Genomic DNA, 19,598 nt, shown 5'->3' on the forward strand with positions numbered 1-19,598 from the left:
AACGTCACGCGCTTGGGCTCACCCGGCTAGTCGGGTCGTCGCAGCACGTATCGAAGGAGGGTCGCCTCCGCGTCGCCCGAGCTCAACCCGTACTCGGAATGCACCGTGATACCGCGAAGTGGTTCGTTGATGATGCCGCAGTCGACGATCTCGAAGTCGGCTTGGGTGAAGATCGAATCCCACTGTCGCCGCTGTACCCGGTTCACGTATTGAACGGTGCTGTTGAACCACCGCTCCCAGGTACTCGGTGAATACCGCAGGTAGTTCTTGGCCGGCATCGCCGGATCGAAATACGACAGGTGATCGGCCAGGTCGATCTGGTGAATCGCATACCCACCAGGCCGCAGCAGCCGGTAGGTCTCCCGGATGACTTGCGGCAGTACGCCGCGGTCCACGTGCTCGAGAGTATCGGCGCTGACCACCAGGCCATAAGACTCCGATGGGAGTGGAGCAAGGGAGGCGTCGCGCTGCAGACAGTACTCGGCCCCCAGCACCTGGTAGGCGCTGTCGAACGACTCCGCAGCCAGCAGATCGTCGATGAGTTCCGCCGCCAGCGGCCGGCGCCCATCCGGTAAGTTCAACCGGGGCAGCACCTTTCGGAGATTGACGAGGTAGTGCCGGAACACCGGCCACAACCGCATGTCATCGACGTCGAACATCGTGGGTCGAACGTCGGCGAGCAATCTGACGAGTACTGACTCGAAATGCACCCAGCCGGTGCCCAACTCGAGAACACGATCACCCACGACGACGGGTTGGTGCACCGCGATGAGGTCCGACAGGGCGATCGCCCTGTCGAGATAGCGGTCGGGCAGGCCGGAGCGCATCCGCCGCCGGGTCTCGACGGCGTTCCCGAGGCGGCGGTACGCCGTCCGGGTCTGTGAGGTGAGCGAGAATCCCTTGGCCGCCGTGGCAACCAGCGCATACCTGATCATGTCGATGTCCCAACTCTCGCTCTGCGGGATCGCCAACGACTCACGCCATAGGCCAACGGACCGGACAACATGCCGAGCTTCTCCCAGCGAGCCAGTTCGACCGGCCAGTCGTCGGACTGTTTGCGATCGCGCGACGACATCGAGGAAGCGGCAAAGGCGACGCCCGCAGGCAGCTGACGCATCAGCGTTCCGAGCATCCTGGGCTCGTGCACGATCGCACTGGTCATGTACGCACCGAAACCGACGCCATACCGAAAAGCCTGCTGGCTCAAGGCCGACATCTCCCGTGGGTGCCGATGCCACACCACCGCGGCAGGCTGATACACCAGTTGGTGCCGCACGACCACGCGGAAGAACGAGGCCAGGTCGTCTCCGCCCTTGGCTGTCGTTCCGATCCCGATCGCCGGATCGAAGCCGCCGAGCCGGCGAAGCACATCGGTATCGAAGGCCATATTGGCCCCCGACCCCAGCCGCCCGATCGCGAAGGGAAACAACGGATCGTCGGGGCGGTTGCCCCGCATGTCGTAGGTACGCCGCGCGAAACCCTTCGAGAATCCGCCATGCCATTCCAGATTCAACTGGGCAGGCGTCTCGAGTTCGGACGGCAGGATGAGACCCGTCACGCAGCCGACGTCCTCACCCGAAGCGAATCCCTCAGCGATGGCCGTCAGCCAGCCGGGATCGACGATGACGTCGTCGTCGGCGAAAGCAACGATGTCCGTTGTTGTTTCCTCGAGCCCCCGGTTGTGCGCCCACGACAGGCCGCGTCGATCCTCTCGTACGTAGCGCACTCGGCCGGCGAACTCGCCGGCGATGAGCGTCTGCGTCGCATCGCTGCTGGGGTCGTTGTCGACGACCAACACCTCGAATGTCGGGTAGTCGACCGCCAGCAAGGTCTGCAGGCAGGTTCGGAGGGTGTCCGGACGGTCCCGAGTGGCCACGATGACAGTGATCGCCGGCGGATCGGCCAGAACGTCGGCGCGATCGCGGAGGCAACGCGGCACCGCTGAGGTCTGCGCGCCGAGGGCCTCGATAGTGGCCACGCATGGCAGGCCGTCTGCGGCGAGATGAGCGTTGATCTGCTCGTGCAACGATTCCCACACCACGGCGGTGTGCGCCTGCCAGGCAACGCCTTTCGCACCGTCCAGGATCACCGTGCCAAGCGGATGCCCATGCAGACTGATCAGCGCGTAGATATTCTGGTGCGCTCGGCGCACGTTTGCCAGCAAGACCTCCGTCGGCGGATCACTCAGCTCAATCTCGGTGCGTGCCAGTGGAAGCTCTTCGATGCTGACGGCGCGCAGCGGAAGATGGTGGCCCCCCGGCACAGTCCCCGCGCCGTCGCGCCTGTCTTCACGCGTGGTCGCCTCGTCGTCGTCCGGCGACCGCAGCATCGCGTACCCGTAACCGATCGTCGTGACAAGCAGGCCGACCAGCACCACCGCACTGCGCGCACAGGCAGCGCGGCGGCTGCCACGACCGACCAGGGCATCCCGCAATCCGCCGAGGAATGCCGAAGGCAAAACACTTGTGACGTAACGACGTTCGGTACTCAGCGCATCGGACGACCCGACCATGCCGCTCACCCGATGCTTCGACAGCCCCTCGGAGAAGCAGCGGTCCAGGAAGTATCGGAGTCGGGCGCGTTCCGGCGTGACCGAGTGCCGGACCGATATCGCAGGATCGAACAGCAGCCTTGCCGCCGGTCGTGCCTGCGACAGCCTGATGCACAATTCCGTTTCTTCGCAGCCGACCGGACGTGACCCGAGCCGCCCGACGTCCACATTGAACTCCCCGACTTCCGCAAACACGGAATTGCGGAAGGACATGTTGCAGCCGATGAAATTACGGACACGGGTAACCGAGACCGGCAGACCGCGATGACTGCAACCGACCACCCAGTCGTACTCGACGGGGAACCACTCCGGCCGACCGGCCGCGGGCCACACCGGTTCGGCATAGCCGCCGACGCCCGCGACCTCGGGGTCGCGGTAGTGCGCGCGCAGCTTGTCGGCCCAACCCGGTTGAATCTCGGCGTCATCGTCCACGAAAGCCAGTACGTCGCGGCTCGCACGAGCGATGCCACTATTTCGGGCACCGGACAGCCCGCGCACGCGCGTGTTCACAATGACGCGATCGCCGTATCGATCCGCCATGGTTTCGTACAGTTGAGTGTTGTAATCGATGACCACAACAATTTCATCGTCAGAATGCATCTGAAGCAGCAGCGCATCGACGCAATTGGTGAGTTGAGCAATTCTGTCAGTCGTATACGCGCAAACGATGATGGACAGCGATACGTCACGGACGCGCGAGCCTGCCTCAGATACTGGCAAATCAGGGTCGGCGCTCAGCATCGACGACCACCGCCGTCTTCCATCACAGCCATCCTCAACCGTCGCGCTAACGCTGCGTGCTGATCGGGACCCGTGGCCGTCACAACAACCTGGCTACTACTGCAGATCACATAGTAGCTACAAACAGCAACAATTGGGAGATACTGGCAAATGTGACGGAAGATGCTCATGTGCACATTCCGCCGCCGTGCAGCCCTTCGTTACACCCCCTCGCGCGCCACGCCCGGTGGTAAGGTCAGCCGCAACGCGATAACGGGGTCGGATGAACACAGCAAACTCCAGGCAGCATCAGGCGGCACGGCGCCGCGGGACGCTTACCGCGAGCGGAATCGACTGCGGCAAATCGCGTTCATGCAATTTATTTACGGATTGGTTGTAATTAATGACCAGCCTGCGTGTGCAACTTCGCGACGTCGTCCGCCGCTTTCCGGATACACACGTGGCCGTCCATTCCGCGGCATTGATCACCACCTGGATCATTACCGCTGCCACCGGAATCATTTTCTGGTCCATCGCCGCGAGAGTGATGTCGCCCGAGCGACTCGGCGTCGACACCGCCCTGATTTCGTTGATATCGACCGCTGGGATCGTCGCCGCGACCGGCACCGGAAACTCGTTCGTGGCCCTGCTGCCGGCCCCGGGCTGCGACCGGCAGAAACGACTCGCTGACGGCTACTTCATCGTCGGGCTGCTTTCCACGGTGATCGGTGCGGCGATGGGCATCGTCGCATCCGCGACACTTCATCTGGACCTCGCGACTGCCGTCTGCTGGACAACGATCGGATCCGTGGCATCAGCCACCTACATCCTGAAGGACTCCGCCCTCGTCGGGCTCGGCGGAACACCGAAACTGCTCGGGCAGAACCTCGGAGCCAGCATCGCCAAGATCGCGTTGGTCATTCTGCTTGCGTCATACGTTTCGCATCCCGCCGTCCTCGCAACCGTCGTGTCATCGGCCGTCGTCAGCGCGATGGCCCTGGGCATCGTGATTCCGCGCCTTCTCACGACTCTCACCACCGACTCACCGGCCACGATGTCGGGTGGCCCGACCCGGAAGGACCTCGCGGTCTTCTCCATTCGGGACGGCGCCGGCAGCGCGATGGCAAACGGGGTGTTCCTGATCTTGCCGTTCCTCACGACGTGGATAGCCGGAGCGACGCAGGGCGCCGTTGTCGCACTGACACTTTCGTTTTCACTGTCACTCGAACTGGTGTCAGGCGGCGTCGGCACCGCGCTGACCGCGGGGCTGTCCGCATCGCCCGAGCGGTTGTGGGAGCGTGGGCGCCGGGCGTGGCTCATCACACAGGCCATTGCGATCGTCACCGCCCTCGGGCTCATTGTCGCCGGGCCCGCGGTCGTGGCGATCCTCGGTTCGCAGTACCAGCATCTGCCTGTCGTTTCTGTTCTGATCATCCTCGCCGTCGGGTCCGTCGCGCGCGTCCCGTTCGTCATCTGGTCTTCGGTCGTGCGCGCCATGGGCCGCACAGGTTCGATCCTGATCACCAACGCCTTCGGGACCGCCCTGGCGATACCGCTCATCATGTGGTGCACCACGCAATGGGGCGCGGTCGGTGCCGCCGTGGGCTTGACCATCGCTTCGACCGCAACAGGATTCATCGGCGCCGTCGGCATCCTCACCAACGGGCGGCCGGCGTTTCATCCGTCGAAGAACAGCGCATGAAATGGGGCGGCCCGTGACCAAACCCAATCCACTCCGGCGGATGTGGAGCTTCTTCACGAAGCCGGATCCGCCGTGGTGGATCCCCGCCACGGCCACCGCACTTTTCATCGTGGTGGCAGTAGTCGGCGCGATGGCGATCGTCGATGATCGCCGGGCCGACCGCGACAACGTTCAGCACGAAGCCGACCAGAACCAGGCCCAAGTGCTCGAGAACCTCCGGTTCGTCCGCGAATACGCCAATTCGCAACGGCAATCGGCCGCCGCTCAGACCGGCGGGACGAACGCAGGCGGAGTCCCGTGCCCACCGTCGCGTCATCTGAGTGCCGCTGTCCGACAATCGTTCGAGAGCATCAATCTCTCGGGGCAGAATCTAGCGTTCCTGCAGCTGCCCAATACGAACTTCGCGCGGGCCAACATGGACGGCGGCCGTCTCGTCGGTGTCGTGCTCACACCCAATGTCGACCTCGCCGGCGCCTCCCTGATCGAGGCGATCCTCGTCGATGGCGATCTCAGCGAAGCCAGCCTGGTCAACACTGACCTAACCAACGCCGATCTACACGGCGCGCGGCTGTGCGGGGCCAACCTCGCCGGGGCAAAACTGGCGGGGGCGAATCTGAGCAATGCCGTGCTGACCGGCATCGATTTCAGCGACGCAAACGGCACATGGATTGCGCAGGAGGGCACGCCCGACGTCGGTTTCGTCGTTCACGGGAAGGTGAACCTCAGCCGAGCCGACCTCGCCGGCGCCGATCTCACCGGTGCGTCGAACCTCGACGCCGCGATGCTCTACGACATCTACTACGACAACACGACGAAGTGGCCCGCCGGCTTCTCACCCCAGCCCAGTCGCGAAAAGCGCTGTGTCCGCGCCGATAAGTTCAGCAACCCTGACAGCCCGTGCCTCGAGGGCGAAGAGGGGGCTTCCCGTTAGCGCAGAACCCGACCAGATGCGCCGGCCGTCGTTGCGGCCGGGGCAGGGCCGACACCGCTCCATGCCGGCCGCGGCTCGCCAACCGCAGATACTGGCCCAATTGGCGGTGCTTGCCGGTGCCGCGGGAGCCCTGTCGCCGATACCGACCGCTCCGGTGCTACAGGCGATGCTGCTCACCGTCTTCTCCTTGGCGGGTATCGGGAGCGCGGCACTGTGCTGGCTGGCTCTGCCGGGACCGGCGGCCACCGCCGGCGTGATAGGGCTGAGCATGGCCGGCGTCATCGCGCTGGCGACCTCGATGAACTGGCTGAAAATCTGGGCGCCGACTCCGTCGTGTGTGATGATCTCGGTGCTGGTCACCGCGGTCGGTCTGCTGCGCCTGTGGCAGCTGAGAAACGACAGCGACATCCCGACACCATCGAAAACCGTTGCGGCTCAAAATGTGAACTTCGGGCTGGGCGAATCGGTGCGGCCGCCGCGCCTGGGCGGGATCACCGGCCCATTTGTCGTGCCATCGATCTTGATTGTGGCGCTGTGCATTTGGGCGCTGGCACTACCGGGTTTACGCCGCGTGACCGCAGGACAGTGGGGACTCCTGTTTTCCCAGAGTGGCGTGCTGCTCCTGCTCGCGCTCGTCCTCACCGTCACCGGCTTTGTCGTCGCGATCGTGGTGCATCGCGAAATCATGGCTGCCGTCGCCATCCTCGTCGCGCTCATCGTGGATCGGGTCACCGTTCCGATGATCACGGAAGTGCCCATCTACACGTGGACGTACAAGCACATCGGGATTGTCGACTACATACTCAAGAACCATGCGCTCCCGCCAACGGGCGTGGACGTCTACAACCAGTGGCCGGGCTTTTTCGCAGGAATGGCGTGGTTCAGTTCGATCACGAAGTCGGACCTGGATGTCACCGCGCACTGGTTCGGCATCGTCAGCGACGCCCTGCTGATCGTCCTGGTGGCAGCGCTGGCATTGAGTTTCAATGCCAGCATCCGCTCGGCGTTGGTTGCCGGGATGCTCGCGCTACTCGTCAACTGGGTTGGGCAGGACTACTACTCGCCGCAAGCCACTGCGATAGTCCTGTGCGCATCGGTTCTCGTGCTGCTGTCCTGCTCCAGAAGCCTGCCCGCCGCCGGTTACGTGTCGGTGCCCGTCTTCGCGGTACTGGTGCCCACCCATCAACTCACGCCGCTGTGGGTGGTGGCCGTGACGGTTGCTCTTGCGGTGCTCAAACAATTGCGGCCCCGATGGCTCGCGCTCGTCTACCTCGCCATCTTGGCGGCGTACTTGATACCTCGGCACCACGTGATCCTCCAGAATGGTGGCCTCGCCAGCTTCAACCCGTTCAACAACACCAAAGCCGTTGGGCAGGGGCGTGGTTCAGATGGGCGTGTATTCAGCGTGATCATCGAGCAGGGCCTGTCGATGTCGGTCTGGGTGGGTGCCGCCGTCTGCTTCGTGCTGATCTGGCGGCGCGGCCGTCCGCCGTGGGAGTTGGCCCTGGTCGCGTTTTCGCCCCTCGCCTTGATCTTGGGACTCAACTACGGCGGCGAAGCGATTCTCCGGGTGTTCCTCTACTCATTGTTGGGTTCTTGCGCATTGGTCGCACCGTTCATCACCAGAGCGCTGGACTATCGGCCGCCGCAGCGAATAGGTGTGCTGATCCTGGCATGGCTGGCAATGACCATTGCAGCAGCAGCCGGCATGCAGGGCTACTACGGCAGCTGGACGTACATCACCATCACCCGCCACCAGCTGGAACAGAGCCGCGAACTACTCGCTCGGAATGAACCCGGCATCACCGTTACAGTCATGGCGCCGCCCGCAGGCTGGCCGGAGCGCAGCAGCGCGGACTACGTCAGGTTCGCACTGGCACAAGGCAATTACGACAATCCGCTGGACGACCTCCGGACTTCACTGCTCAAGGGCCAACCGACTCCGGAGGCAATCGACAATCTCGAGGCAGTACCCACAAACGGTGCGCTCTACATTGTTCTGCCCGAACAGGTTTGGGCCTACAACGCGTACATCGGTCTCTTCCCTCCTGGCGCGCTCGAAAGCCTCGTCGAACAACTTTCCCAACGACCGAACTGGACTCGGGTGATCGAAGACGAAGATACGTTGGCATTCAAATACGCCCCGCCGCGCAGGTGAGCGTGTCCGCCGAGACGCACAAGGAGTCATCGATGAGTGGCAGAATTTCGAGAACCGCCTTGGTATCAACAGTTCTCATGTGGCTGTTGGTTGTGGGTTTCGTAGCGCTCGGCATCTACGACACCATCGTCGGACACTAGACGGCAGGAGACGCCGATGCTCTTTCGCGTTCTGGTGCTCGCCATGGTGACCATGCTGACGTCCTCGTGCCTGGCCGATTCAGCACCCAGCGACCCGAATACCACCAATCCGATCAACACCACAACGCTGTCGAGCCTCCTGCCGATGCTCAAGCTATCCACCGAGGACAATTTCGACGGACCAACGAACGCTCCACCGGATCCACGGGTGTGGAACACCGATGTGGGCAACCGATGGGGATACGGCAAAGAGACGCAGGCATATACGACCGACCCCGCCAACGTCCGTCAGGACGGCCAGGGCCACCTCGTGCTGGAGGCGACCACGACGGATGGGCACGTGACATCCGGTCGAGTGAACACGGAAGGCAAGGTTCAGCTGACGGACGGGTTGATCGCGGCCCGCATCAAAATGCCTGCGGGGCAGGGTCTTCACCCGGCATTCTGGATGCTCGGAAGTTCTCTGCGCAGTGCCGGCTGGCCGGCGTGCGGGGAGATCGACATCGTGGAGTTCGTCAACGACGGTTCAACCGCCTTTTTCACGATCCACGGGCCGCCCGGTGATCCAAAGCAAGCGGGACCGGATGGCGACGTCCAGCTGCAGTCGACGAAATCGACGCCCAACCTGGTCGGCGACTTTCATACGTACTGGCTGTACAAGCAGTCACAACGATTGATCATGGGCATCGATGACAATCAGGTGGCGGCGTTCAGCGCCAACCACCTGCGGCAGGGCTGGAAGTGGGTGTACGACGCCCCGTTCTTCGCCGTCCTCAACCTGGCCGTCGGAGGCGATTGGGCCGGCGCACTCGCACCCGGTGTACTGCCCAAGCAGATGCTCGTTGACTGGATCAAGGTCTATCAGTGAACACTGCCGATGCAAGCTGATCTGAAGTCGTTACACACCAAGCGAATTCAAGGCTGATGACTTCTTCCTGATGACGATGAGAGAATTGTCCCAGAGCGCGATACCGGGGCGGTGCAGCCTGACGATTTGGACGACGAGGTCCTGACGGCAGTCCGAAAAGTACTCGTCGTAGGCCTGACGATCCCGCAGCGTGACGTCTTCAATGATGTAGACGCCATCGTCTTTCAAGAGATCAAAGGTGTTTTCAAAGAGGCATTTCCCGGCATGGAACTTGTGCAATCCGTCATCGATGATGACATCGACCGAACCGGCCGGGATGGCAGCGGCACTCTTGAATTCCTGAACGCTGCTGGCGTCCGTCTGGTCGCAGTAGTAGGTCCGGATCCGATCCTCGGTGAACAGGATGTCCTTGTCTATGTCGATGCCGACGACATCAGCGTGGGGGAAGTACTCGCGCCAGACCCGGAGGCTGGCACCCGGCGTGCCGGTGACGCCCATGCTGGACTCACGACTCGGGTTGTTTGTACCCAGCCCACATTCGATGACCGAACGGACGGCCTCGCGCTTCTGGCCGAAGAGCATTTCGTAGAAGTCGGTGTAGGTATGGGTCGGCCAGCTCCGCCGACGGGCCTTGCCACCCTTCTGCACTTCGCCCTTGTCGCTGCCATGCAATTCGCACAACGCTGCGAGCACGCTTGCATCGTCCCGCCCGTAGGAGATTTCCATCGCAAAGGGATTGCGCTTCCGGAGACGCGCGTCCTCGATACGCTCACGAATCGGCTCGCCCGCACCAACACGCCAAAAGATGCGGCGGAGTCTGCCCTGCAGCGCCTGATCGACCTTGTCGGCAACTCGCATAACCACTCGAACATCCCCTTACCGATCTAGCTAACCCATCTATGGACATCGCCAACGATTGAATGACCTTGCTGACGACGAGGACATAGCACCAAAAAGCTGGTCCATCGGAGAATTTCTGCATTAGCCTACCGCGACACACTCCCTTCAGGGAAGAATCATGAGCAAACAACTAGCCAGACAGAATCGATGTTCCAGAATTCCGCCCGCATCAGTCCGGTCCGACTCCTGAAGCAGGCCGAGGCCGATAACATCGGACAGGAAACATCGGTCACCCGTGGCTCATGCAGCACTCCTGCAGAAAAGGGGCTCAATGACTTCCGATCCGCGGGCGCCACTACGAATCGGCATGGTGACCACGCGTGCCCTACCGCTGATGGGCGGAATCGAGACCCACGTTCACGAGGTCTCCCGTCGACTGGCGACAGCCGGTTTGGAAGTAACAGTGGTTACGACCGACCCGATCGGGGACCAACTCGCTGACGACAGCCTGTCCGGCTACCGAATCCGACGCTTCCCCGCGTACCCACGGTCCCGCGACTACTACCTTTCCCCAGGCTTGTACCAACACCTGATGCACGGCCAGTACGACATCGTCCATGTGCAAGGCGTGCATTCGCTCGTCGCCCCAACCGCGCTCGCGGCCACCCGTCGCGCCGGTGTCCGCTCCATACTGACTTTCCACACCGGCGGCCACCCGTCGGCCCTGCGCGCGTCACTTCGTCCATTGCAATGGCGCCTGATGGCGCCGCTACTTCGGTCAGCTGCGGCGTTCGCCGCGGTTTCAGAGTATGAGCGTCGGCTCTTCGCGAAAGTTCTTGGTATCGAGGAGAACACGATTCGACTGATCAGAAACGGGTGCGAGCCCTTGCCGGTTGACCCAACGGCGGAAAGCATGACGGGCAGCCCCTTGATCCTGTCGGTCGGCAGGCTTGAGCGTCACAAAGGTCACCAACGTATCCTGCGAGCACTGCCGAACATCCTGGATCAGGCTCCAGACGCTCGACTCGTGCTCGTCGGCAGCGGCCCCTACGAATCGCGGCTGAGGACAATGGCCGGGGAACTCGATGTCGCCGAACGTGTTTCGATCTGTTCGTTTGGTCCCGATCGCCGTTCGTCGATGGGCAAGCTCATCTCTGACGCTGATGTGGTTTGCCTGATGAGCGAATGCGAGGCCCATCCAGTCGCGATCATGGAAGCCGTCGGCGCAGGCACACCTGCACTCGTCGCCGATACCTCTGGGCTCTCGGAGCTCGGCCGTGCGGGTTTGGTGACGACGATCCCGCTCGATGCGCCACCAGCGCAGCTGGCGGCCGCCACACTGGCCGTTGCCGCCACGCCCCGGTCTGATCCGCCCGCACTACCGACCTGGAATGACTGCGCGGACGAGCTACACCGGCTGTACCTGGAAGTCGCGGGTCTCGGATGAACCGCCATACCGACGAACCATTCAGGCGGTGGCTTCGAGAATCAGCGACTCGACGCGGTTCGGGAGTTCACCGATCAAAGTGGCGTGGCGATCCCCGCCCAGCAACTCCGCGTGCTCGGATTCATTTGGTAGGCAACGTCGTATCTGCCGAAACCCCGTGAGCTGCAGCGCATGCCTGAGCGTTGTTTCGTCATAAAGATAGCTGTGGCCCCATGACCTCATCACGCGATTCAAGGCATGAACGGGGTTGTCCTCTTCCTTTCGTTCGGCAGGCGAACCGAAAGTGCGGTTGCTCCACCGGACGTACTCTTGCACGTCTGGGTCCTGCGAATCAGGCAGCAGGCGAACAACATCCAAGTCGGGTGTAGAGATGCGCAGAACTCCTGCCGGATGCAGCACACGCCGCGCTTCCGCGAGCAAACGTAGTCCAGCGTCATATGGCACCTGCTCGAACATATGCTCGCACAGCACATATCGAAACGACGCCGACGGCACGGGCCACCGCCGCACCGCGTCGAGATACATGACCGACGGTTTCACCGGAACCAGATCGGTGCACAGCCAGCCGGTCGAGGTCATGGCACCGGAGCCCAGTGCCAACTTCCGCTTGTCAGCAGGCGTATCCCGCAGGTAGCGGTTGAGCTGGCCGGCTCGGCGAACCCTCCCGACGGCCTGCAGCCCGACCGCCGCCGACCGATACACAGCCGGGACTCGCCGAAGCGCGTGTCCGGCCCGCTGCACTGCCGTCACCCGACCGTCGGTCGTCATCCGATCACCGTCCCCCGCCGGAGCGTTCGGACCGCGAATCGATCACCGCAAGGCCCGACAGCGGACCACTCAGACGGCGGCTCCAACGCCACAGCGTCGTTTGAATTCTTTCCGGATAGGGAGCTGTTCGCGCCCCTGATCCCGCCAGCCAGCCCTGCAGCTCTTCGGTTGTGGTGGTCGCTTTCACTGTCAATCTTGCGAGTGCGTAGATGTTGTCCGACTCCGAACTGAACGCATTCATGACCGCGCACGCTGAGGTGTGGCCGGCTGCCGCAACGACCTTGCGCGTCCGGTCGCTCTGGAACCCGTGTGGGTAGGCGAAGCTCGGGATCGCTCGACCACACGCCTGCTCGAGCAGTTCTTTCGAGTACCGGAGTTCCGCAGCGACGTCACCGGCCCGCATGGTGTCGAGCTGACGGTGCGTGTGGCTGTGCGCACCGATCTCGACATCGAGTTGCAGCAGGTGATTCAGCTGGGCCCAGCTCAGCATGGGAGCCGACGGGAGAGCCATTTTCGACGGCCGTGGGGCACGCCCCTCTAACGCGCCCGTCGTCACGTACAGCGTGCTTGGCAGGCGGTGCGTAGCCATCGCCTCTGCCGCACCGATGAAGTCGGCGAATCCGTCGTCGAAGGTGATGACCAGCGGTCGTCGTGGTAGCCGCGTCCGTCCTGCCAGCGCAGCAGTCAGGTCGGAAACCGTCAACGCGGTCCGCCCGCTTTCGGTAACAAGCTCCAAGTGGTGAGCGAACACCGTCGGCGAAACCGAGTAGGGCGCGATCCAGGGCGCCGGGTCGTCGGAGATCGAGTGGTACAGCAGGATAGGTATCACCGTCACGGCTCACCCCCGGACCTCTCCAGCAAATTCGGATACATGCGCGATCGTAGCGTGACAGCATGGCTTCTACCGCCGCCTCGGGCAATTGATGCGCCATGTCAACAGGCGCGGGCCACGATGGGAGGTCTTGTGGCACCGAGAGAAAGCCGCAGCGCAGGGCCGTCGGCCGCAGCCGTGCCGGTTATCGCGAGTCCGGCCCAGAACTCGACCGCTCAACGTGCGACGGGCTCCGGCACCTCCTCGTTCCGCAAAGACATCCACGGGATGCGTGCAGTGGCGGTGACACTGGTCGTCCTGAGCCATGCCCACGTTCCCGGTCTCGCGGGCGGCTTCGTCGGTGTCGACATCTTCTTTGTGATCTCAGGCTTCGTCATCACCGGAGTGCTGGTGCGCGACAGCGATTCGGGCGCGCGCACGTTGTTGGCGCGGTTCTATGCCAGGCGTGCGCGGCGGATTCTGCCGGCCGCCGGCGTCGTCGCTGTGGTGACGGTGCTCGTCACCTACGGCGTCCTCGGATTCATCCGAGGTTTCGCGACCGGAAGAGATGCGGTATCAGTCGCGTTCTTCGCGGCGAACTACCATTTCATCTCCATCGGCACCGACTATGCCCTCGCACGAACTCCGCCATCTCCCCTGCAGAATTACTGGTCCCTCGCAGTCGAGGAGCAGTTCTACATCGTCTTTCCTGCGTTGTGCCTCATGGCGTTCCGTTTGGGCCGCCACCGCTTCACCAGCACGCTCTTCGGGGTCATGGTCGCGCTAACGTCCGCCTCATACGTATGGTCCATCCATCTGACAGCCGCAAATGGGACCGCGGCATTCTTCTCGAGCGCGACACGCGCTTGCGAGCTGGGCATCGGTTGCCTGACTTTTCTTCTCGGCCCTTGGGTGCGAGCCCGGATCAGCGCCCAGTCGGCTTGCACCGCGGGATGGCTCGGAGTTGGGTTGATCACTTGGGCCGCAATCAAATTCGACCCTGGCACGCACTTTCCGGGGGCTCTCGTCGCTGTACCGGCTCTCGGGACCGCCCTGGCCATCCTCTCTGGCCCGTCACCGGGGCCTCGCGGTGTAGCGGCTCTGCTGCACACCCGTTGTTTCCAGTGGATCGGTTCATTGTCGTACAGCCTCTACCTGATTCATTGGCCGCTGTTCACGATCGCCGAACAATATGCGACCACGCCGCTTTCTGCACTCACGCGCGTCGGCTTGACCGGCGCCGCAGTGCTATTGGCGGCGATCAGCTACGTGTCGATCGAGAAGCCCGTGTGGAAATCTCGTTACCTGTCGACTCGCCCATTCCTATCGCTCTGCATCTTCCCGGTTTTCGTCCTCGCGATCCTCGCGGTGGTACTCGCGGAGCAGTCCCACGCAGGATTACCGCTGAGGCTCTTCTGACGCCGCAGCGGGCACAGGTCACCCCATCGCCGGACGCAACGCGCCCTCCAGCACGCCCGAAAGGTAACGGGCATAGTCGTGTGTGGTGTGGTAGATGCCGGCGTACGCGACAACGCCCGCGATCACCGCCGGGCACGTCTGTGCACAGAACCAACGGGTCACGTCGACGTACAAGGCGCCCGTGGCAGCAGCTGCGTCCCTGAGAGCATCATTCGCGTACACCGGAACCACGTCGCTCGCCTTCTGTGCACACCGTGAAATGTCGCCGGAATTCTGGGCTAGGCATTCGCCTGCCGGTTCAGTGATATGCGGAATATCCCCGAGCAACACTGTTTTGGCGTCAGACGGTATCTGCTGGACGGTGGCGACGAGGGCATCCCGCCACATCTCCGGCGTGAACGTTCTTGTGGGACCGGCGATCCCCTTGTCGCCGTCGTACCAGCCGGATAACACCACCATGTCGGGTTTCAACGACTTGATCTGATCCATCCGCCACTGCTGCCATGCGTTGCACTCCGTCAAGTCGCGCTTGAGTTGCCACTGGTAGTACGTCATGGTTGCGGGCCCGCAGTTGTCCTTGGCCAGCACGATGATTCGCCAGTCCGTCCTGCGGCCGACGTAGTCCAGCCCACGTGCCCACATCGACGCATTCGAGTCGCCGATCACCACCATCGTATGTGCGCCCGCCGGTGCCCCTACGGTGCACGGATTGATATCGGTGAGCGAACTGACTTCGTAGTCGGGATTGCAGTCAGGCAGCGCCCACAAACTGCTGTCGTCTTCTGCCGACTTGACGAGTTCGTTCGGCGTGATCCACGCCGGAAGGTGTTTCGAGGTCTCCGCCTCTTTCACCGCTGCGATGACCTGGGCCTCGGTTGCGGGCACGCTGTCGAACTCCAACGCAGGTTTCTCACCGTTGCCACCCGGGTGACCGCAGCCGGCAATCGCGATGATCACGGCGAAGAAGGCGATACACAGCGGCCCGCCCCGTCCTGCCGCACCAGACCTGCTCACGCCGTCCTCCCGTATGCGGATGGGCAGCAACAAATGCACGTGTAGTCATCACTTGTCCTGACGCACACCATCTTGACAGCCGCAGAGCCCGAAGCGAAGATTCCCTTGAGTTGGGGGTGCCTTGAATTCAGCGCAAAGCGGCGTCTGCATTTGCGGACATGACCGCGCCTGCCACGAACACTACCGAGCAGGCTCAGAATGTGCCTTGTGCAGCGACTGCCTCCGGTACCGCTCGACCGATGCCGGGAAGCAGCGGTGGAAGTGGGCGAAAATGCGCTCTCGACCTCGGCGCTGACTGCGCCTGCGTGGACGTCCTCACGCACCACGGACGAAGGCGAGATCGCCCGCGTCGGGAGGCTGCACCGCCTGCAATCGCGCATGCCCGGCAGGCACGGAACTACGGGTGGCGCGGCGGTTACGAAATTCCGAGCCGATTGTGCTGAGCACACGCAACCCGTCAGATACGGCATTGAGATTGCTGATCCCATGGATTCGGCTGTACTCGTGGCTGCAGACTTCGATCACGTTCAGCTTGCTGTCGGCGACGCGCACGTTGATGAGAGTCTCGATCTCGAAACCGTCGCCCCACTGCGCGCATTCGCCGGCGATACTGGGCAACTGCATTGAATCCAGGCAGCGACGCCAGAATGCGTTGTAGCCGTAGCACAGATCGGTGTACTTGGTCCCGAACAGCAGGTTGACCAGACCATTGAGTGCCTTGTTGCCGAGACGACGGAACCGGGTGATGTCCTCGCTCCCACCGCCCTGGATGAAACGCGAACCCTTCGCGAAGTCTGCTCCTGCGATTAAGGCACCCACATAGCTCGGAATCTCGGCCGGGTCTGTGCTGCCGTCCGCGTCGAGCATCACGATGATGTCGCCGGACGCAGCGGCAAAACCGCACGCCAACGCGTTACCCTTGCCGGTCCGCGTTTGATCGATATGTACGGCGCCAGGCCATAATTCACGCGCCACCGCGGCAGTGTTGTCCATCGACCGTCCGTTCACGAAGACGATCTCATCCACGTCGAACGGCATCCGCGCCGCGACGTGCGGCAGGTTCTTCTCTTCGTTCAGCGCCGGTATGACGACCGAGACCGACGGCCGAACCGCCAGGGGTGATGATGCGTCGCGGATGCAGCTGACGTTATCCATCGAGATCTCCTGACCGATGTCGCGAGAACACGTTCCGAGGTGCGTGCATCAGGCCGTGCGGGTCCACAACCGCGCGACCGACCGCAGAGACTCCCACTCCACATGAGTTAGCTGAAGATGCAGTTTCAGTCCCCAAACCCACAGGACGGACCGGGACCACCACACGCCCATCGAATAGCGATGAGAGGAAGTCGATTTCAGTCATCATGAGACCTCTTTTTCCGACCACCCCGATGCAGTCGGTGACTTTATGGTGATCCTTTTATGCAAGTAAGTCAATGTTTGCCAAAACCGGGACAATCAATAAAGGAGGATGAAGCGGCCGCCAAAATCACATCGGATTACAAGCAAAAGTTTCGGCGGAAATTTGTCTCACTCGGAAAATTCATCGACCGACAGGCGATGAACGCGCGCCGGCGAAGGCCGGACATTCGATCATCTATGCACTTCAGACTAGGTATTCATTGCTCAATTGACTACATGGATGCATTTCAGCAGCCAACACAGAACCACCCGCCTCGCGTTGATTCCGCGAACGCGCGCCACCCCTGAACCAACAATGCGATGCCCGCATGTAACTATTTACGCATTTGCTGTATTTGCGGCGTCACAGAAATTCATACCTTCGGACTACCCCGGATTCAAAAAGTCACGAGCCGGAAATCGAACCACAGCCGGCTTCGCGATACGGTCGAAGCTCAGCGCGCCACCAGCGCCGCACGCCACCATCCCGACGGCAAGAAAGCTGGCCGACAGGTTGGCTGCATACGTTTGCTGCTGTTGCGGCTGCGGCAGGCGCGCGGACCGATCAGTCGCGCTGCGGGACCGGGAGGACCACGTTGCCGTTGACCCGATCAGGAGCGGCCGTAGCGTCAGCCGCGGCATGCCGGCCGCCAGGCGAGGAATCGTTATCGCCTTCACCCGCAATCGATTCCGTTGATGCAGCAGCGTCGACCACAGGCGGCGGACTGCCAGCAGGCTCAGGCGCGCCGGCATCGACCTTGCGGCGAAGGACACGTTGCGTCGCCGAACTGAGCCGCCTGTGCACCTCGTCCGCCAGCGCCTTCGACCGTTCCCACGGCACGAACGACAGGTACAGCACGAATATGGCCAGCGAGAAGAATCCCACGACCATGGTCAGGAGGATGGTCAGATGCAGGAACACGCCCGCAATCAAAACTCTTGTGCGCCAACGCTTGTTCCATACAAGAACGCCGATGGAGAACTCGACCAGCAGGGTGCCCCACGTCATTGCGTTGCCGATCAGCGGGCTGGTCGACACCCACGCCGGGCTCGGTAGCAGCAGCATGTCGTCGAGTCGCAACGTGTACGAAACGGCACTGCCGTTCTGCCACGTGTCACCGTGGAGCTTCGCGATGACCGTGGTGATGTAGATGATCGATATCTGCACCTGCATCAGGCGCAGCGGCCACACCTTGATGTCCTGCGCGGACCAGAAGGATCCGAAGTGACGACGCTGGTCCAGCGACAGCGCCGCACCGCATGGCGACAGCGCCAAATACAGTGACAGGATGCGGATCAACCCGTCTCCCGAGTTGAAGATCCAGGGATTGCGGCGCTCGAACGACATGATCATCAGAAACACCAGGAAGGTTGCCAACTTGGTGTGCCAGCCGACGATCATGACCAGCGACGCCACCATCAGCACGATCCAGCCGGCCAGCAAGGCCGTGTCGCCCGGCCAGCGGTAGAACACGCCCCACAGGAATTCGTACGTCGGTGGCTGCGGCACAATGCCGTTGACGCTGAACTTGTCGTACAGGTCCATCCCGAGCTCGAGTGACCATAGGAAAGCCAAGACACCGAAGGCAATCCGAATGATCCCCAGCGTGTAGGCAGGCTCCATACTGAACCAGAAGTTCCGCCAACCCTGCACCGCGCTGCGGCCCGATTCACGCAACATTGCCACCGGAGCGATCATGACGCGGGCCCAAACTTCCAGTCGTACAAGATCTTCTGCTCATGCTCTTCTGGAGCATTGGAACCCGGGGGCCGAAGCTTTCGGCTATCGGCAAAGATGGTCACGCCCACCGGATGCTCCCCCGGCTGCATCAATTTCCGGACGACCCACATCGCATATGCCGGACGGGTAACCGGCTCATTGATCAATGCTTCTTTGAACTTGCGCCACCGGTCCCAGTAGAACTGGCCCACCAGTGACCGGTCGCCTTCGAGTTTCCACACCCGCCGCGCACCACTGTCGTAGAGCACAGCCGTTTCCACTTCCGGCACCGACAGCGGCGGGTTCGGGGAGAACATTCCCCATGTCTGGTCCAGGCCGGTGAAGCGCGCTATCGGCTGCAGCTCCGGCATCATCACGTCCTTGATGGGCGAGGCGGGGATGGTCCAGACCACCGCCACCATCAGCACGATGATGATGCCGAAGCTGGCGAGTGCCTCCCGCAGGTTGGACCTGCGGGAGGCGTGCCGCCCCAGCGACTTTTCTGCCAAACGTCGCGAACGGGACATTCTCAGCATCGTAGAACCGGCAAACCTTAGATCTGGACGTTTCCGCCAGTCAGGATGCCCAAGATGCCGTTACCGACGTTCACCACGAAGTCCAGGATGCTCTGCAGGAGACTGAAGAGGAAGCTGAACAAGTTGCCCCCAGGTGCAGGGGTTCCCGTGGTTGAACTTGCCGTGGTCGAACTCGCGGTGGTCGAACTTGCCGTAGTCGAACTCGCCGTGGTCGTCGACGGGCCGGTGGTTGACGAGTTGCCGTTCGAGTTGCCGTTCGACGAGTTGCCATTCGAATTGCCGTTCGACGATTGGCCGTTCGAGGACGACGACTGACCATTCGACGAAGACGACTGGCCATTAGAACTCGACGACTGGCCGTTCGAGGACGACGACTGACCATTGGAACTCGACGACTGACCGTTCGACGACGAGGACTGGCCGTTCGAGCTGGACGACTGGCCGTTAGAACTCGACGACTGACCATTGGACGACGACGACTGACCGTTAGAACTCGACGACTGGCCGTTCGAGCTGGACGACTGGCCGTTAGAACTCGACGACTGACCATTCGAGGACGACGACTGACCGTTAGA

The 19,598-nt window shown here is 62.3% G+C and carries 16 protein-coding genes; 7 read left to right on the top strand and 9 right to left on the bottom strand.

Features of this window, described 5'->3' with window-relative positions; translation table 11 throughout:
• Nucleotides 1-26 precede the first annotated feature (26 nt).
• Together H289_RS0109890 and H289_RS31785 are read right to left on the bottom strand one after the other, a co-directional pair.
• The gene (locus tag H289_RS0109890; protein WP_155944095.1) at nt 27-971 is read right to left on the bottom strand and encodes a class I SAM-dependent methyltransferase; all 945 of its coding nucleotides are present in this window, start codon (nt 969-971) and stop codon (nt 27-29) included.
• Nucleotides 932-3,292 carry a glycosyltransferase gene (locus H289_RS31785; RefSeq protein WP_081633365.1) on the bottom strand — a complete coding sequence of 787 codons (2,361 nt, stop codon included), beginning with the start codon at nt 3,290-3,292 and terminating at the stop codon, nt 932-934. Before H289_RS31785 ends, H289_RS0109890 begins: the two co-directional genes overlap by 40 nt.
• 382 nt (nt 3,293-3,674) lie before the next feature.
• On the opposite strand from H289_RS31785, the gene H289_RS0109900 reads away from it, so the two are divergent.
• The 4 genes from H289_RS0109900 (at nt 3,675) to H289_RS30260 (ending at nt 9,070) form a co-directional block, all read left to right on the top strand.
• Nucleotides 3,675-4,973, top strand: coding sequence for a lipopolysaccharide biosynthesis protein (locus H289_RS0109900; RefSeq protein WP_020100624.1), 1,299 nt, complete (start codon nt 3,675-3,677; stop codon nt 4,971-4,973).
• 13 nt (nt 4,974-4,986) lie between these two features.
• Entirely contained in the window at nt 4,987-5,904 is a 918-nt protein-coding gene (locus H289_RS31790; RefSeq protein WP_020100625.1) for a pentapeptide repeat-containing protein, read from the top strand.
• Between the two features lie 100 nt (nt 5,905-6,004).
• The gene (locus H289_RS30255) at nt 6,005-8,062 is read left to right on the top strand and encodes a hypothetical protein (protein ID WP_155944096.1); all 2,058 of its coding nucleotides are present in this window, start codon (nt 6,005-6,007) and stop codon (nt 8,060-8,062) included.
• Between the two features lie 156 nt (nt 8,063-8,218).
• Nucleotides 8,219-9,070 carry a glycoside hydrolase family 16 protein gene (locus H289_RS30260; protein ID WP_020100628.1) on the top strand — a complete coding sequence of 284 codons (852 nt, stop codon included), beginning with the start codon at nt 8,219-8,221 and terminating at the stop codon, nt 9,068-9,070.
• 30 nt (nt 9,071-9,100) lie between these two features.
• Here H289_RS30260 and H289_RS30265 read toward each other — a convergent pair whose 3' ends face one another.
• Nucleotides 9,101-9,928: a class I SAM-dependent methyltransferase gene (locus tag H289_RS30265; RefSeq protein ID WP_020100629.1), complete on the bottom strand. Its 828-nt coding sequence runs from the start codon at nt 9,926-9,928 to the stop codon at nt 9,101-9,103.
• A gap of 313 nt (nt 9,929-10,241) precedes the next feature.
• On the opposite strand from H289_RS30265, the gene H289_RS0109930 reads away from it, so the two are divergent.
• Nucleotides 10,242-11,357 carry a glycosyltransferase family 4 protein gene (locus H289_RS0109930; RefSeq protein WP_029105042.1) on the top strand — a complete coding sequence of 372 codons (1,116 nt, stop codon included), beginning with the start codon at nt 10,242-10,244 and terminating at the stop codon, nt 11,355-11,357.
• A gap of 21 nt (nt 11,358-11,378) precedes the next feature.
• Here H289_RS0109930 and H289_RS0109935 read toward each other — a convergent pair whose 3' ends face one another.
• Both H289_RS0109935 and H289_RS30270 read right to left on the bottom strand, forming a co-directional pair.
• The gene (locus H289_RS0109935; protein WP_020100631.1) at nt 11,379-12,125 is read right to left on the bottom strand and encodes a class I SAM-dependent methyltransferase; all 747 of its coding nucleotides are present in this window, start codon (nt 12,123-12,125) and stop codon (nt 11,379-11,381) included.
• Nucleotides 12,126-12,129: 4 nt separating this feature from the next.
• Entirely contained in the window at nt 12,130-12,960 is an 831-nt protein-coding gene (locus H289_RS30270) for a polysaccharide deacetylase family protein (RefSeq protein ID WP_020100632.1), read from the bottom strand.
• A 273-nt stretch (nt 12,961-13,233) separates the two neighbouring features.
• On the opposite strand from H289_RS30270, the gene H289_RS30275 reads away from it, so the two are divergent.
• Nucleotides 13,234-14,355, top strand: a complete 1,122-nt coding sequence (locus H289_RS30275; protein WP_177127414.1) for an acyltransferase family protein — start codon at nt 13,234-13,236, stop codon at nt 14,353-14,355.
• An 18-nt stretch (nt 14,356-14,373) separates the two neighbouring features.
• Here the strand turns inward: H289_RS30275 and H289_RS0109950 are convergent, their stop codons facing one another.
• The 4 genes from H289_RS0109950 to H289_RS0109965 form a co-directional block, all read right to left on the bottom strand.
• Nucleotides 14,374-15,408, bottom strand: coding sequence for an SGNH hydrolase domain-containing protein (locus H289_RS0109950; RefSeq protein ID WP_155944097.1), 1,035 nt, complete (start codon nt 15,406-15,408; stop codon nt 14,374-14,376).
• Between the two features lie 276 nt (nt 15,409-15,684).
• Nucleotides 15,685-16,524 carry a glycosyltransferase family 2 protein gene (locus tag H289_RS30280; RefSeq protein WP_020100635.1) on the bottom strand — a complete coding sequence of 280 codons (840 nt, stop codon included), beginning with the start codon at nt 16,522-16,524 and terminating at the stop codon, nt 15,685-15,687.
• Nucleotides 16,525-17,332: 808 nt separating this feature from the next.
• A complete protein-coding gene (locus H289_RS0109960; protein ID WP_020100636.1) occupies nt 17,333-18,466 on the bottom strand; it encodes an HTTM domain-containing protein in 1,134 nt (377 codons plus the stop codon).
• Nucleotides 18,463-19,014: a hypothetical protein gene (locus tag H289_RS0109965; RefSeq protein WP_020100637.1), complete on the bottom strand. Its 552-nt coding sequence runs from the start codon at nt 19,012-19,014 to the stop codon at nt 18,463-18,465. Before H289_RS0109965 ends, H289_RS0109960 begins: the two co-directional genes overlap by 4 nt.
• Nucleotides 19,015-19,170: 156 nt before the next feature.
• Here H289_RS0109965 and H289_RS32930 point away from each other — a divergent pair, with 156 nt between their 5' ends.
• Entirely contained in the window at nt 19,171-19,338 is a 168-nt protein-coding gene (locus tag H289_RS32930; RefSeq protein WP_155944098.1) for a hypothetical protein, read from the top strand.
• Nucleotides 19,339-19,598: the final 260 nt, after the last annotated feature.

The organism is Mycobacterium sp. 360MFTsu5.1, from assembly GCF_000383495.1.
In the GTDB taxonomy this organism is placed as follows: domain Bacteria; phylum Actinomycetota; class Actinomycetes; order Mycobacteriales; family Mycobacteriaceae; genus Mycobacterium; species Mycobacterium mucogenicum_B.

Coding starts and splice junctions, on each gene's coding strand:
- H289_RS31785 (WP_081633365.1), bottom strand. CDS start 3,292: ATGCTGAGCGCCGACCCTGATTTGCCAGTATCTGAGGCAGGCTCGCGC.
- H289_RS0109900 (WP_020100624.1), top strand. CDS start 3,675: ATGACCAGCCTGCGTGTGCAACTTCGCGACGTCGTCCGCCGCTTTCCG.
- H289_RS30260 (WP_020100628.1), top strand. CDS start 8,219: ATGCTCTTTCGCGTTCTGGTGCTCGCCATGGTGACCATGCTGACGTCC.
- H289_RS30265 (WP_020100629.1), bottom strand. CDS start 9,928: ATGCGAGTTGCCGACAAGGTCGATCAGGCGCTGCAGGGCAGACTCCGC.
- H289_RS0109930 (WP_029105042.1), top strand. CDS start 10,242: ATGACTTCCGATCCGCGGGCGCCACTACGAATCGGCATGGTGACCACG.
- H289_RS0109935 (WP_020100631.1), bottom strand. CDS start 12,125: ATGACGACCGACGGTCGGGTGACGGCAGTGCAGCGGGCCGGACACGCG.
- H289_RS30280 (WP_020100635.1), bottom strand. CDS start 16,524: ATGGATAACGTCAGCTGCATCCGCGACGCATCATCACCCCTGGCGGTT.
- H289_RS0109960 (WP_020100636.1), bottom strand. CDS start 18,466: ATGATCGCTCCGGTGGCAATGTTGCGTGAATCGGGCCGCAGCGCGGTG.
- H289_RS0109965 (WP_020100637.1), bottom strand. CDS start 19,014: ATGTCCCGTTCGCGACGTTTGGCAGAAAAGTCGCTGGGGCGGCACGCC.